Origin of the sequence: Kluyvera ascorbata, assembly GCF_023195735.1 — a bacterium.
Classification (GTDB): domain Bacteria; phylum Pseudomonadota; class Gammaproteobacteria; order Enterobacterales; family Enterobacteriaceae; genus Kluyvera; species Kluyvera ascorbata.
On the sequence record NZ_CP096201.1, the window covers coordinates 1495621 to 1510066 of the forward strand.

Here is a 14446-nt window from a genome sequence, read left to right on the forward strand (position 1 = left end):
AAGTGCTGAAAGTTGGTTTTGTTGTTTTAGATGGTTATCTCATCGCTGCAAATTTGCAGCATTTACTGATTTTTTGAATCGTTTGAGAGAAAATTATGAACACAGCAGAATTAGGGCAGTTAGCGGTATTGCACAAATTAACCAGTCTTGGGGCCAGAAATGTTGCCATTCAGAAGGAAGGCAACAAGTCTTTCATCCTATTTGAGGCCCCCAACGGTAAAACGTGCAAAGTGACGACTCGTTCGAAAAAAGCGGGAACATGGCAAACCACAACCAACTATGCTGCCCAATGTACACTTGATAAAAAAGATAATGCGTTTTGGGTGTTTGTTGATCTCGGACAAGAGCCGAATACTTTCTATATCACGCCGCTGTCATGGATCAGGAATGATATTTATGAGGCTCATGTGGAATATCTGGATAAACACGGTGGGCACCGTGCGCAGAATGATGAGTCAACGCATCATTCTATTTCGGTAAAACGCATTGCTGGCTGGAAAAATGCTTGGGGAGAAATGGGCTTGAGTGAGTCTGTAAATAATTCTGCATAACTGGCATCACCTGAAAGGTTACGTTGAGCAGCTATCAGCCATTCGTATGCTGAAATCTGTGTGGCCATTTTTCAAAGCCGTCATATCTCATCTGACTTTTACTGATAGTAAGCAGAATAGGGCTGGTTCCGTTGGTTTAGTCGGTTCAATGCCCGCCAGACCTTGCCAACACCGGGTTTTGCTGAACCAACATTGGTGATGTTGAGCTGGTTCAGCGGGACTTTCTGTTGGTTTACTGCCTGCCAGAGTGAATGTCAGTATTACCAATTGTTGGTTCAAACGGGTATTTGTTGGTTCAGCGCTGGTTCAATATGCGAATTAAAATCCTTATAAAACAATGAGCATTGCATATTGAACAGACTGAGCTAACTGAACCAACACCCTTTTTACGTATGTGAAAAATGCTATTCCTCAGATGCGGCGTAGTCCTCTGTCTGGAAGGTCAGGACGTAAACGTTAATCTGCCTTCCGTCGATACGAGGTGATTTGCGCTGGTAACCTCGCCCGCTCGTAGGAGGGGTCAACATCCCTGAATTTTTCAGAACTTCAGCGAACTGCTTCGGGTTAAAGTTCCGGGCGATTTCATTTTCAAATGTGCCCCGGAAGGTGTAGTAGATTGTCGGATCGTTTTCGTGCTTCCCTTTCTGACGATACCCCGCCAGATCCTTAATCGGCATATCGGCTGAGCTATAGGGGAACGGTGCAAACCGGCTGAATCCATAGGCATTCAAAAACGCCTCGCACTGTTCAATTATTTGCTGGTGTTCTTTGTTGCCGGTGCCGAACTCGCGTAGCCACGCGTTGTAACTGTGCTGTATTGCATCACGGCAGGTCTGTGCATCCCATCCCGTGACCGCTTCACTCAGCTGTAACGCAGCCTCCAGAATGGCAAATCGTGCGGCCACACGATGCACCTGCTCGCCATAGTCGGCAGGAATAAGATTGCGCCAGTGTGCTTCACACTTACGCACGGTATCAATCGCCTGTTGCGAGTGGTCTGCCAGCCATTTTAACCACGACCTTCCAGCAGAACCGTGATGGTGCTGGTATGCTTCTTTGAGTGCGTCGGCATGTTGCTTGCCGTTCGCGTACTCGTGAAAGCGCACAGCTTTACTCAGCGGTATATTCAGTAGGCGCACCAGTTGCCCCGCTTTGGTTTTGCGCCCCGCACTGGCTATGAATGTTTCTAAATCCATTTCGCCTGTACTGATAGCCACGGTTCGCCAGCGTTTTAAATCGCGGTTGCCGCCTTCCTTCGCACCCTGTAATTTCCCTACACCGTTAAATAGCGCATAGGCAGACTGCGATACGCTCACCGGATCAGCCCCCTGTCCGACTTCATCCAGTGGCATCAAGCCGTCATTGTGGGCGGCGGCTTCGTTTGCCAGCCCCAATGCCGTTCCGTACCACGTCAGGCGTAATAAATCCGGATCGCCGTATAAGCTGCTCGCCACGTTCGCGGTGGTGGTTTTGCCTGCGCTCGACTGTTCATAGAAGTGAATGCCGAATCCGTCTGCACCCGTCAGGCCGATTAATGGCGCTGCCAGTGCGGCAGCGACGCCGGTCATCATTGCATAGTTGCCGTATGCCAGACGCGCCACACTGCCACGCCAGCTCTCAGTCGTGCCCTGTACGGCATAACCTGCACTTGCAGAGCTGCGACCGCTGAATAAAACAGGTCTGGCAGGTGTGCCGATGATTTCTCCGTCTGGCATGATATATGCCCCGCACTGCCAGCCAGTAGCATAGGTAACACGCCATAGCTCACGTGAGCTGTTGCACTGTAACCAGTCGGCCAGAATTGCTCTCATATTACTTTTAGCTGTGACTTTAACCCCGCCAGCTTTCAAAGCACGCCAGCCTTCTCGCTCTCCAATATCCGCCAGGGGAATGGCAGCTGTCGTCGGTACGTCTGAGCCAAAGGCCAGCCAGCGTAATATCAGATACTGGTCTTTATCGTCGCGTCCGGAGCCGATCACGTCCATTGCTGACGCCAGCCAGTTTTCGTTATTGATAATATTACCGCTTTCTTTGTCCACCTTTGGCACAATCCAGTACACACCATCCTCCCGACTCTCGATACGCGGTTTTAACGGGTCTCTTTCTGGAGGGCTAGATTTACCTTCCTCAATGGCCTGCAACTCTGGTTTCACGCTTTCCCCCTGTGTCTTGTACATCGAATCGGTAAACATGCGGGTGGCCTCAGTCAACCCGTATTGCTGGTGGATGTCGTTCCAGTCGGCTTTATGCTCCCCCGGCGGAAGAGCCACCCATCCAGCGATCAAAAGCGCCGCTTTATCTGCGGCCTCTTTCCCGGTGTTCGGCTGGTTGTTGTGGTGGTCGTTATCAGCGGCAATAATTATTTTTGCTTGTGGATACTGCTGACGCATCTGGATGGCGACGTGTAACAGGTTCCCGGCATCGACTGCACACACGGTCAGCGCATCCGGTCGCATTAAATTAACGGATAAGGCCGTTGCCAGTCCTTCAGCAAGGATCACTTCCTGCGGTTGCTCAGGTGCGTTAACGGCGTAGAATGCTCCGCGTTTGGCTGAATCCACTACAAGGCGCTTTTCCCCGCTCGAGGTAATGGTTTGTGCGGCAGTGACCGCACCGGTGTTATCCACCAGCGGCAGCAGGATCGCGCCATTAGTGAGAAGCGGATAGGTGAGGCCGTTCAGCCCCTTTGATTTCAGATAGTCAGATTCACCCTGTGTCACGTTCTGGCGCATCGAAGCATAGCGGCGAGCAAAGGCTAGGCGACGGTGCTCTGTGTCCTGTGCGGTCTGCCCCTGTCGCGTCTCCTCACGTTGCAGGCGCTCTGCCTCAAGGAATGCCCGGCGCTCGATAGCAGCGCTTGGATCGGTTTGCGTTGTCCGGTAATCAATACCTAGCACTTCCGCCACCAGCTGCGCGGCCTCTGTCGTGCCACAGTTATTCACTTTCTTAATCAGGTCGAGGCCATCGCCAGCGCCACACTGATTGCAGATATGCTTCCCGTGTTCGTTGTCGTCGAACCGGAAGCGATCTGTTCCTCCGCACGCGGGGCAGGCGGTATGCGTGAGCGGTGAACTAGGCACGGCTATATTCAGGCCAGCCAGAACGGATTGCCATTGCCCGGCAGCGGTATGAGTCACTTCGCGGATAAAGTCGATATTACGCATCGGATTTATCGCTCAAATGTTTGCTAATGATAATTAGCTGGTCACTTTTTTTAACGTGAGTTTGGCCACTGGCAGTTAAGCCAGAATTTTCTAATTTCATGGTTTTTACTCCAGGGGGTTAGCTGTGCTTCTTCGAATCCAGCCAGGATCGGATCTCTGCAGCGTCGTAGACAGTGACGCGTTCAGAAAGACGAATGGACTTCGGGAAATCGGGTTTGCTTGCTTCCCAGCGCCAAAGAGTGACTGTACTGACTTTGAGAAAATCAGCAGTAGCTCGTGGACGGGCATGCCCAGTTTGAGGGTAGGGATGTGTGGTCATGTGTTCTTACCTGCCATGTTGTGTTGCTTGTGTAATCGACATGGCAGATGTTAGGTGGGGCATTGAATGATTTAAATACAGGGTAAGCTTACACAGTAGCAGGGTAAGTTTACTCTGCATTATGTTGAGTAGTTTCCTCTTCCTGCATTTCTTTGAGTATTTTACTAATTCCTCTTTGGCTCGAATGAATAAATCCACCATAATTGTTTCTATATTTCAATGTGGCTGAAGCCCATTTTGTAAAAACCAATTTACCGCTTTTGTCGACACATTCATTCCGGTGGTTTGTGAGTACCTTTTTAGCAGCAGATTCGAGTCTCTGCCTATTTTTATCATGCCTAGCACTTTGTGTTAGCGATACAGGGTTTGGAAGAATAGGTTTATCTTCTCGAGGCTTACCCGTAAAGTAGCTATCCATAGGCTCGCCAAGGATTGTAGCTGCCCAGATTTTTTCGATATCTAACCTTGTTATGAAAAGCTCACTCAATTCAAGTGAAAACTCTTCTTCTCCTTTGTAAATAAAAAAGGTAGAGCAAATTTCATCGGATCTACTAACAGGGTGAAATAAACTATATCCTTTTCGGTTTTTATTTGTTATGAACACTCCATTGTTTTCATTTATAACTCCGGAGCTAACAATCCACAATCCATTAATGTACCCTGAGAAATTAAATCCATAACGGGATTGATGAAAATAAACACCTTCTTTATGTCCTCGCTTAGAATTAAAAACTGAACCATAAAAACGCAAATCGGCTGTGATATTGTACGAGAGGTTGTATCTTTCGATGTTATCAGCGGCATTTTCGTAAAAGCTAACAGACAAATCACCAGCTAGATTTTTTGGCTCAAAAGCTATTGAGATAGCACCTATTTTATTCCAGTGAATTAAGTCTTCACATTCGCAATTGAGCAATTTAGCCGCTCTTTCGAATGAGCAGTATTCTAAAGGCGCAATTCGGTTCTCTTTCCAGACGTTGCTATCCATCACCTCACCCTCGTGCTCACCTGATGAAAACTGAGGCAGGCGACAGGTGTTAATGCTTATCTCCTGACCGGGCTAGCCTCAGCCTCTTCGTTTAACTACCAACAACCCGTAATTTCTTCATGTCATATGGTGCAATATGTTGATCAGAGTTTGCTTCAAGATAGTCCGACCACCACTGCATCATTCGGCGGCGCTCTTGCATGTGCTGCGCCAGATGAACATAAGCCGCACGTACCTCATTACGTTCCTGATGGCTCATTTGTCGCTCTACTGCATCCCGTGACCACAAACCTGATTCGGTAAGAGCAGAGCAGGCCATTGCCCGGAAACCATGTAGACAAACATCGACCTGAGTATCATAACCCATAGTACGGAGCGCTTTATTAACCGTGTTCTCACTCATAGGCTTATAGGGGTTGCTATCGCCAGGAAAAATCAGCGTGTATTCATTGCTGATGTTTTTAATCGATTTCAATACGTCAATTGCCTGCGAAGATAGTGGTACTGCATGCCCACTGCCCATTTTAGCCCCACGTTCAGAAAATTTTACGCCTGCAATTTCTTCTCGCTGACCAGGGATTGTCCACATGGCAGTTTCAAAATTTATCTCGTCCCAGCGAGCATGTCGAAGTTCGCTGGAGCGAACAAACGTATGAAGAGATAGTAATACTGCGAGTTTGGTGAGAGATCTGCCTGTGTATGTTGCAGTTTTCGTCATCAATTCTGGCAGGCGATCCAGAGGAAGGGCGGGGCGGTGTTTAGTTTTAGGACTCGTCAAAGCACCTTTCAGGTCGTGAGCTGGGTTGTACTCGACTATTCCACGCTGAACCGCATAGCGGAATACGCTGCTCATCGTTGTCTTTACTCTTCCTGTCGTAGCACCAATACCTTGTTCGTTCATGCTGATAAGCAAGGGTAGCAGATCCCGTGTTTTTAAGTTGTCGATGGGTTTGCTACCGATGAGAGGAAATATGTGGTTTTCCATTTCCCTCAATATTTTCTTACGGGTGATCTCTTTCCACTCAGGATGTCCCATCGTTCCGCCGTGCCACTCACGGGCTATAGCCTCGAAAGTCGGTGACGTTGGTTCAGTGCTTTCAGCTTTTTTTGATTCACGTGGATCTCTGCCGTCGGCAAGAAGCTGTCTGGCTTCGTCTCTGCGTTTACGTGCCGTTGTCAGTGGAACATCTGGATAGACTCCCAACGCTAATGTCACCTGCTTACCAGCAAAGCGATAATTCATGCGCCAGTATTTGCCACCCGTTTTTTTGACCAAGAGATACAGACTGCCACCATCGGTTATTTTGTAATCGGTGTCTCGTGGCTTGGCATTCTCGATCTGTTTGGGTGAAAGCTCGTTTATAGCCATGAATGGCACCCCTCAAGAGGTAATTGATGGTATCTGGATATCGAACTGATGAATACCATCACTTATACCATCAGAGTGCTGTAATGTCATGAAGGTAATTGAACGTTGTGTAAGTGTGGTTTCTGCTGAAAGGGCTGGTATTGCTGATGTTGTGAAGTGAACTGAAGTGGTGTGAAATGACTCAATGGTGTCCCCTGCAGGAATCGAACCTGCAACTAGCCCTTAGGAGGGGCTCGTTATATCCATTTAACTAAGGGGACAAAGTGGCGCCGAGTATAGCGTTTTTTGCCCCCAGGGGTAAGTATGTCGTTGTTTAACTGCTCAAACCGTCGCCACTCAGGGATGATTCTTCTCACCTTTTGGCTGTATTTCTTTCTGTTCTGCCTGTAAACGCGTTTTTTCCTTACGCGCATTGCTCATATCATTGCGAATCTGTGCATGGCTCATCAGGGCGAAAATAAAGGTCCCGCCGCAGATATTGCCCGCAAGGGTTGGCAGGGCGAAAGGCCAGATAAAATCACTCCAGTGCAGCGTGCCGCTGAATACCAGATAGAGTATTTCGACTGAACCGACAACAATATGCGTGGTATCACCCAGCGCGATAAGCCACGTCATGAGGATAATGACCACGATTTTTGCCGCCCCCGCAGAGGGGAACATCCAGACCATCGTCGCAATCAGCCACCCTGATATAATGGCGTTTGCAAACATCTCTGTCGGGGTATTCTTCATCACGTCCATGCCGATTTTGGTGAAGGCATCGCGCGTCGGTTCATCGAAAATAGGCATGTACTCAAATGCCCATGCTGCGATGCCCGTGCCGATAATATTCCCAAGAAGTACTACGCCCCAAAGTCTCATCAGTAAGCCAACATTCCCCAGGGTTGGTTTTTGCATCACGGGCAGTACGGCGGTGACGGTATTTTCGGTAAAGAGCTGTTGGCGGGCCATAATGACGATGATAAAACCGAATGTATAGCCAAGATTCTCAAGAAGAAAACCGCCGGGCACGCCGTCTAGCTGAACATGAAAAATACCTTTTGCGAGTAACGATGCCCCCATCGATAGCCCCGCGGCGATGGCGGACCAAAGCAATGCCATCGCATCGCGTTCCATCTCCTTTTCTCCTTCCTGGCGAATATGTTCATGAATCGCCATGGCGCGGGAAGGGAGCCGGTCTTCATCTACTTCTATTTTTTTCCCTTGCTGTTTTTCTTCGCTTTCTACTGCCAGGTCATCATGGTGGCTAACCATGGTCTCTTTTTTGATTTCGTCCATCGCGGTGGCCCTGAATAAGCACGTATAGCCTAAGCGTAGCGGGTTACAGACAATGCAGGGTTGGCGCTATTCTGAAATACTGGCATGACTGCATAGATTTAATTGGTTTAGTCAGGCGTGGCACCCCACAGCCTTGTCTTTGCCAGGCTATGATAAAAACAACAAAACTTGGCTATATAGACATCGACCGATGGGCTGTTACAATCGCTCACATCTAAACAGGCGGATACGTAAACGTGCCGCATGGATGGCAATCTGCGATAGCCATAATCAACAGGGAGACATTTATGAAGCTTCGCCTGTCGGCGCTTGCGCTCGGGACGACACTGCTGGTGGGCTGTGCGAGTTCCGGTACTGAACAGCAGGGGCGTTCAGACCCCTTCGAAGGTTTTAACCGCACGATGTACAGCTTCAACTTCAACGTGCTGGATCCTTATGTCGTTCGTCCAGTGGCAGTAGCCTGGCGTGACTACGTTCCTCAACCAGCGCGTAATGGCCTGAGCAATTTCACCAGTAACCTGGAAGAGCCAGCGACGATGGTGAACTACTTCTTACAGGGTGATCCGTATCAGGGGATGGTTCACTTTACTCGCTTCTTCCTCAACACCATTCTGGGGATGGGCGGCTTTATTGATGTGGCCGGTATGGCTAACCCGAAACTGCAGCGCGTTCAGCCGCACCGTTTTGGCAGCACGCTGGGCCATTATGGCGTAGGCTATGGCCCGTATGTACAATTGCCGTTCTACGGGAGTTTCACGCTGCGTGAAGATGGCGGTGATTTCGCCGATACCACCTACCCGGTTCTTTCCTGGCTGACATGGCCGATGTCTATCGGTAAGTGGGTGGTGGAAGGGGTAGAAACGCGCGCTCAACTGCTCGACTCTGACGGCCTGCTGCGTCAGTCTTCCGACCCGTACATTATGGTACGTGAAGCCTACTTCCAGCAGCATGATTTTATTGCCAACGGCGGCAAGCTGAAGCCTGAAGAGAACCCGAACGCTCAGGCAATTCAGGGTGACCTGAAAGATATCGATTCTGAATAAAGAATCGGCGGCAATAAAAAAGGGTGAACATGATGTTCACCCTTTTTTTATGTCGGTTAACTATCAGAAGCGATAGTTGAAGTTAGTACCGAACAGCCAGGCTTTACCTTCGGATTTGAAGGTGTAACCGCCTTCTTCAATCGTCACGTTCTGGCCGTGCATATAGGATGCGCCGAAGTCGAGAGAAGCATCATCGTTAAAGGCGTAGGTGGTACCGGCGCTAATCCAGAAACGGTCCTGATCCGGAATGGAGATAGAACGGTTATCTGCCGGAACCGGGCTATCATCAAATGCGATACCGGTACGGAAGGTCCAATTTTTATCGTAATAGTAGGTGGTACCCAGAGCGATGCGGTACGCATCTTTAAAGCCTTCTTCTTTATAGAAGAGCTGCTGGCCGTTTGAACCGGTTGCTTTCAGCTCCTGGAATTGACTCCAACTGGTATACGCCATGCTGTAGTGGATAGCCCACTTCGGCGCAACGCGGTTATAACCGGATATTTCCCACATTTCAGGCAAGTTCAGGGTCAGAGAACCTGGGACGGTAGCGCCGTTGGTGCCGTATGGTGCGGCAATGCCCAGGCCTGGGAATGCTACATTTCCCCTGGAGGTAATTGAGCTTCTGTAGTCGCCATCGAAATCGATTTTCACTTCGGAGCGATAGGTCAGACCCCAGCGGTTGTTTTTATCCAGCTCATACAAAATACCTGCGTTCCAGCCGTAGCCCCATTCATCGTCCTTCAGGTGAGCAATCTGGGAGCTAGTTGAAGGGACACCCAGCGCATTTGCAGTTGGTGCACCACCGATAGCGGTAACGGCTGTGCTGATATCACCTGCCGTACGCTCGATTTTCGCTTTGGCATACACTGCATCAAAACCGAGACCGAAGCTCCAGGCGCTATTCAGTCGGTAAGCACCGCTCAGATTCAGGTTGATCGTTTGCAGATCGGTAGTGCCGCCAAACGGACCCGCTGCGTAGTTATCATTAAACTCCGTAGCCAGGCCATAGTTGGAGGTTACAGAAGCCCCCCAACCAAACTGTTCGTTAATAGGCATAACGAAGTGCATGTTAGGAACCCATGCCGTTGGCGCAATATTATCCGCATCGGTGCTTTTTTTGGTTTTTGGCGAAGTGCCTGAAATGTTCACATCAGGATCGATAAACACCGCACCGGCAGAAAACGTCGGGCGGTCGAACATCATAATCAGCGCCGGGTTACGGCTAGCATTACCCGCATCATCTGCGATAGCACCTTCGCCGGAATAGGCACGGCCCAGACCAGAGGCTGAGAATTCATTAAGCTGGAAGCCTGCTGACCAGGCTTGGGTTGAAACAAGTGCCACTGCGACAGCAAGAGCAGACTTCGTATAACGGGTTTTCTGGCTCATGACCATAACCTCATTGAGTTATTTTTATACAAACAATGTTACATGTAGTAACAGAAGCGCGAAGTGTAGGGGCTGGACTACAACAGAGAAATCAGACCAGTGACGAGAGTATAGGTCTGACCAGATGGTATGTTGCAATATTGTTTATTAAGTTTTTCAAAGATGTTGTTTAAAACGAGATCTGGTTGGCAAAAATGCGGGGGTGGTCATAGGGTGTGAAACACCAAATTTGTTTTAGATCATTTTTAATTGTGATTTCGGTCACTTAAGGGTTTAGATCTCATTATCGACTGGAGGCGTAAAGCGGGCGGACGTAAAATAGGCTCATCGTTTATCTGGCACCTTGAGTGCACAAAACAGAGGAAATCTACAATGAGCAAATGTAGTGCTGATGAAACCCCAGTTTGCTGCTGCATGGATGTGGGTACCATTATGGACAACTCCGACTGCACAGCCTCTTACAGCCGCGTGTTCGCAAACCGTGCTGAAGCTGAAGAGACGCTGGCGGCGCTGTCAGAAAAAGCGCGTAGCGTAGAATCTGAACCGTGCAAAATCACCGCTGATTTCAAAGACGTTGAAGGCGGCGTGCAGCTGGATATTGATTTTGTCTTCGCCTGCGAAGCCGAAACGCTGATTTTCCAGCTGGGCCTGCGTTAATCGCGCCTTTCGCACAACGGCTTTAAATAACGCCCCTGTTACCTGCGTAACAGGGGCGTTTTCTTTTGTTCTCAATGTGTTTTAGCTCTCAATTTTTTCTCTCCCCGATTGGCTAAGTGTAATAAATTAGTTAAAACTGTTATCAGGTCAGACCACTTAGATTTATTTCGTTAACAGGGGAGAGTTATGAGTCAGGCGTTACCGCTTATCACCCGTCAGGGCGATCGCATTGCTATAGTCAGTGGATTACGTACCCCGTTTGCCCGACAGGCGACCGCGTTTCACGGTGTGCCGGCCGTCGACCTCGGTAAAATGGTCGTGGGTGAAATGCTGGCCCGTAGCGAAATCTCCCCTGAAGTTATCGAACAGCTGGTATTTGGTCAGGTGGTACAGATGCCTGCTGCACCCAATATCGCCCGTGAAATCGTGTTGGGCACCGGCATGAACGTGCATACCGATGCCTACAGCGTCAGCCGTGCCTGCGCGACCAGCTTTCAGGCGGTGGCGAACGTTGCAGAAAGCCTGATGGCGGGGACGATTCGCGCCGGGATTGCGGGCGGTGCTGACTCTTCCTCGGTTCTTCCCATTGGCGTGAGTAAAAAGCTTGCGCGTACGCTGGTAGATGCGAATAAAGCCCGCACCCTGGGACAAAAACTCAAACTTTTCTCTCGGCTGCGTCTGCGTGACCTGATGCCGGTACCTCCTGCAGTCGCGGAGTATTCCACCGGGCTGCGGATGGGCGATACCGCGGAACAGATGGCGAAAACCTATGGCATCACGCGTGAGCAGCAGGATGCGCTGGCGAACCGTTCGCATCAACTGGCATCCCAGGCCTGGGCGGAAGGGAAGCTGAACGATGAGGTCATGACGGCCTACTCGCCGCCGTACCGTAATCCGCTAGAGCAGGACAATAATATTCGCGCAAACTCTACGCTTGCCGATTACGCCAAACTGCGTCCAGCATTTGACCGCCAGCACGGAACGGTAACCGCGGCGAACAGTACGCCGTTAACCGACGGCGCTGCGGCAGTTATCCTGATGACGGAATCCCGCGCTAAAGAGCTGGGGCTGGTGCCGTTGGGTTATCTGCGCAGCTACGCGTTTACTGCCATTGATGTCTGGCAGGACATGCTGCTTGGCCCGGCATGGTCAACGCCGCTGGCGCTGGATCGCGCAGGATTGACCTTCGCTGACCTTACGCTTATCGACATGCATGAAGCCTTCGCGGCGCAAACGCTGGCCAACATTCAGTGCCTGGCGAGTGAAAAATTTGCGCGCGAAGTGCTCGGGCGCAGCCACGCTACCGGCGAGGTTGACGAAAGCAAATTCAACGTTCTGGGCGGCTCAATCGCTTACGGTCACCCGTTTGCGGCGACGGGCGCACGCATGATCACCCAAACGCTGAATGAACTGCGTCGTCGCGGTGGCGGTTTTGGGCTGGTGACCGCCTGTGCGGCGGGTGGGCTCGGTGCGGCAATGGTCCTGGAGGCAGAATAATGGAAATTAAATCCGCATTTACGCTCATCGTGCGCCCGGACAACGTGGCGGTAGTGACCATCGACGTACCCGATGAAAAGATGAATACCCTGAAGGCCGAGTTTGGCGGTCAGGTACGCGCTATCCTTAAGCAAATCAGAGAAAACAGAGCCTTATTGGGCGTAGTACTGATTTCCGCAAAAACGGATAACTTTATTGCCGGGGCTGATATCAACATGATTGGCCGCTGTCAGAGCGCCCAGGAAGCGGAGTCCCTCGCGCGTCAGGGGCAGCAGGTAATGGCTGAAATTCAGAGCCTTACCATCCCCGTGGTGGCGGCGATTCATGGTGCCTGTCTGGGCGGTGGGCTGGAGCTGGCGCTGGCCTGTCATGCGCGTATCTGTTCGGATGATGGGCGGACGGTGCTGGGGCTGCCGGAAGTGCAGCTCGGCTTGTTACCGGGGTCTGGCGGCACTCAACGTTTACCGCGCTTAATTGGCGTGAGTACGGCGCTGGATATGATCCTCACCGGTAAGCAGCTTCGCGCCCGTCAGGCACTGAAAGCGGGGCTGGTGGATGAAGTGGTTCCGCACTCAATCTTGCTTGAGGCTGCTGCGGAGTACGTGCGCAAGCCGCGCCATGACCATCGCCGCTTGCCGGTTCGCGAACGTATTCTGGCGGGGCCGCTGGGGCGCAATTTACTGTTTAGCATGGCCGCTAAAAAGACCGCGCAAAAGACGCAAGGTAACTATCCGGCAACGGATAAAATTTTAAAGGTTGTTGAAACCGGCCTGGCGCAGGGTCTTAGCAGCGGTTATGAGGCTGAAGCACGCGCCTTCGGCGAGTTGGCCATGACGCCGCAATCAAAAGCGCTGCGTAATATTTTCTTTGCCAGCACCAATATCAAAAAAGATCCCGGCGCTACCGTAGCGCCTGGCCCATTACGTTCTGTGGGCGTGCTGGGCGGTGGGCTCATGGGCGGAGGGATTGCCTACGTCACGGCGATAAAAGGCAAACTGCCGGTACGTATTAAAGATATTAATGCCAATGGTATTAACCATGCGCTGAAATACAGCTGGGATCAGCTTGAACAAAAAGTGCGTCGCCGTCATATGAAAGCGGCGGAGCGCGACGCCCAGTTGGCGCTGATTTCCGGCGGTACAGATTACCGCGGCTTTGCCCATCGTGACCTGGTGATTGAAGCGGTTTTTGAAGATTTAGCCCTCAAGCAGAAGATGGTTGGCGAGGTTGAACAATATTGCGCACCTCACACCATTTTTGCCTCGAATACCTCATCTTTGCCGATTGGCGATATTGCTGCCTTTGCTCAGCGGCCTGAACAGGTTATCGGTCTTCACTTCTTCAGCCCGGTTGAAAAAATGCCGCTAGTGGAAGTGATTCCCCATGCAGGAACCTCTGAGCAGACCATTGCCACCACGGTGAAGCTTGCCAAGAAACAAGGGAAAACGCCGATTGTGGTGGCAGATAAGGCGGGATTCTATGTAAACCGCATCCTCGCTCCCTATATCGCTGAAGCCATGCGCATGCTGGTGGAGGGGGAAAGCGTCGAACATATTGATAATGCGCTGGTTAAATTTGGTTTCCCTGTCGGGCCGATTCAGTTGCTCGATGAGGTAGGAATAGACACAGGGACAAAAATCCTGCCGATTCTTGAAACCGCTTACGGCGAACGTTTTAGTGCGCCTGCAAGTCTGATTCAGGCGATTTTGAATGACGATCGCAAAGGCAGAAAAAATGGTCGCGGTTTCTATCTTTATGGGAAGAAAGGGCGTAAAAGCAAGAAACAAGTTGATAGCGCGGTCTATTCCCTGGCGGGAATGGCGGCTCGGCATAATCAATGCTCCGCAGAACAGGTGGCGGAACGGTGCGTTATGCTGATGCTCAATGAAGCGGCACGCTGCATGGATGAAGGTATTATCCGCAGCGCACGTGACGGCGATATCGGCGCAGTCTTTGGCATTGGTTTTCCACCGTTCCTCGGTGGCCCGCTCCGCTATATGGATTCACTGGGCGCGGGTGAGGTAGTTGCCCGGTTGCAACGATTGGCTACGCAGTATGGCTCGCGATTCACCCCAAGTGAGGCACTTTTACTTCGGGCAGAGCGCAGCGATACCTTTTGGCCAGGTGATGAAACAGATTTACCGAACTGAGGTCAAAGAATGTGATCCCAGATGAAACGCGCGGTTTTTGG

The 14446-nt window shown here is 50.8% G+C and carries 11 protein-coding genes and 1 tRNA gene; 5 read left to right on the forward strand and 7 right to left on the reverse strand.

Translation table 11 applies throughout. The features are described from left to right. Positions 1 to 95: 95 nt before the first annotated feature. Complete coding sequence (locus MY052_RS07110; RefSeq protein ID WP_248538434.1) at positions 96 to 551, forward strand: hypothetical protein; 456 nt, start codon at positions 96 to 98, stop codon at positions 549 to 551. 404 nt (positions 552 to 955) lie between these two features. Here MY052_RS07110 and MY052_RS07115 read toward each other — a convergent pair whose 3' ends face one another. From MY052_RS07115 to MY052_RS07140, 6 genes are all read right to left on the reverse strand, one after another. Further along, positions 956 to 3715 carry a TOPRIM and DUF927 domain-containing protein gene (locus MY052_RS07115; RefSeq protein ID WP_248538435.1) on the reverse strand — a complete coding sequence of 920 codons (2760 nt, stop codon included), beginning with the start codon at positions 3713 to 3715 and terminating at the stop codon, positions 956 to 958. A 118-nt stretch (positions 3716 to 3833) separates the two neighbouring features. After that, positions 3834 to 4034 carry a helix-turn-helix transcriptional regulator gene (locus MY052_RS07120; protein ID WP_248538436.1) on the reverse strand — a complete coding sequence of 67 codons (201 nt, stop codon included), beginning with the start codon at positions 4032 to 4034 and terminating at the stop codon, positions 3834 to 3836. Between the two features lie 109 nt (positions 4035 to 4143). Then, entirely contained in the window at positions 4144 to 5022 is an 879-nt protein-coding gene (locus MY052_RS07125; protein WP_248538437.1) for a hypothetical protein, read from the reverse strand. Between the two features lie 91 nt (positions 5023 to 5113). Beyond that, positions 5114 to 6391 carry a tyrosine-type recombinase/integrase gene (locus MY052_RS07130; protein WP_248538438.1) on the reverse strand — a complete coding sequence of 426 codons (1278 nt, stop codon included), beginning with the start codon at positions 6389 to 6391 and terminating at the stop codon, positions 5114 to 5116. Positions 6392 to 6576: 185 nt separating this feature from the next. Further along, positions 6577 to 6651, reverse strand: a tRNA-Arg gene (locus tag MY052_RS07135). 76 nt (positions 6652 to 6727) lie between these two features. Further along, entirely contained in the window at positions 6728 to 7645 is a 918-nt protein-coding gene (locus MY052_RS07140) for a formate/nitrite transporter family protein (protein ID WP_202218077.1), read from the reverse strand. Positions 7646 to 7956: 311 nt separating this feature from the next. Between MY052_RS07140 and mlaA the strand changes: the two genes are divergently transcribed. Continuing rightward, entirely contained in the window at positions 7957 to 8712 is a 756-nt protein-coding gene (mlaA, locus tag MY052_RS07145; RefSeq protein ID WP_035895094.1) for a phospholipid-binding lipoprotein MlaA, read from the forward strand. Between the two features lie 63 nt (positions 8713 to 8775). Here the strand turns inward: mlaA and fadL are convergent, their stop codons facing one another. Next, positions 8776 to 10101: a long-chain fatty acid transporter FadL gene (gene fadL, locus MY052_RS07150; RefSeq protein ID WP_248538439.1), complete on the reverse strand. Its 1326-nt coding sequence runs from the start codon at positions 10099 to 10101 to the stop codon at positions 8776 to 8778. A 372-nt stretch (positions 10102 to 10473) separates the two neighbouring features. Between fadL and MY052_RS07155 the strand changes: the two genes are divergently transcribed. The 3 genes from MY052_RS07155 to fadJ all read left to right on the forward strand — a co-directional run bounded on the left by MY052_RS07155 (position 10474) and on the right by fadJ (position 14405). Continuing rightward, complete coding sequence (locus MY052_RS07155; protein ID WP_248538440.1) at positions 10474 to 10758, forward strand: YfcZ/YiiS family protein; 285 nt, start codon at positions 10474 to 10476, stop codon at positions 10756 to 10758. Positions 10759 to 10944: 186 nt separating this feature from the next. Beyond that, the gene (gene fadI, locus MY052_RS07160; protein ID WP_202217499.1) at positions 10945 to 12255 is read left to right on the forward strand and encodes an acetyl-CoA C-acyltransferase FadI; all 1311 of its coding nucleotides are present in this window, start codon (positions 10945 to 10947) and stop codon (positions 12253 to 12255) included. Next, positions 12255 to 14405, forward strand: a complete 2151-nt coding sequence (gene fadJ / locus MY052_RS07165; RefSeq protein ID WP_248538441.1) for a fatty acid oxidation complex subunit alpha FadJ — start codon at positions 12255 to 12257, stop codon at positions 14403 to 14405. Before fadI ends, fadJ begins: the two co-directional genes overlap by 1 nt. Positions 14406 to 14446 lie beyond the last annotated feature (41 nt).

Coding starts and splice junctions, on each gene's coding strand:
- MY052_RS07130 (WP_248538438.1), bottom strand. CDS start 6,391: ATGGCTATAAACGAGCTTTCACCCAAACAGATCGAGAATGCCAAGCCA.
- MY052_RS07120 (WP_248538436.1), bottom strand. CDS start 4,034: ATGACCACACATCCCTACCCTCAAACTGGGCATGCCCGTCCACGAGCT.
- fadL (WP_248538439.1), bottom strand. CDS start 10,101: ATGAGCCAGAAAACCCGTTATACGAAGTCTGCTCTTGCTGTCGCAGTG.
- fadI (WP_202217499.1), top strand. CDS start 10,945: ATGAGTCAGGCGTTACCGCTTATCACCCGTCAGGGCGATCGCATTGCT.
- fadJ (WP_248538441.1), top strand. CDS start 12,255: ATGGAAATTAAATCCGCATTTACGCTCATCGTGCGCCCGGACAACGTG.
- mlaA (WP_035895094.1), top strand. CDS start 7,957: ATGAAGCTTCGCCTGTCGGCGCTTGCGCTCGGGACGACACTGCTGGTG.
- MY052_RS07115 (WP_248538435.1), bottom strand. CDS start 3,715: ATGCGTAATATCGACTTTATCCGCGAAGTGACTCATACCGCTGCCGGG.
- MY052_RS07125 (WP_248538437.1), bottom strand. CDS start 5,022: ATGGATAGCAACGTCTGGAAAGAGAACCGAATTGCGCCTTTAGAATAC.
- MY052_RS07110 (WP_248538434.1), top strand. CDS start 96: ATGAACACAGCAGAATTAGGGCAGTTAGCGGTATTGCACAAATTAACC.
- MY052_RS07140 (WP_202218077.1), bottom strand. CDS start 7,645: ATGGTTAGCCACCATGATGACCTGGCAGTAGAAAGCGAAGAAAAACAG.
- MY052_RS07155 (WP_248538440.1), top strand. CDS start 10,474: ATGAGCAAATGTAGTGCTGATGAAACCCCAGTTTGCTGCTGCATGGAT.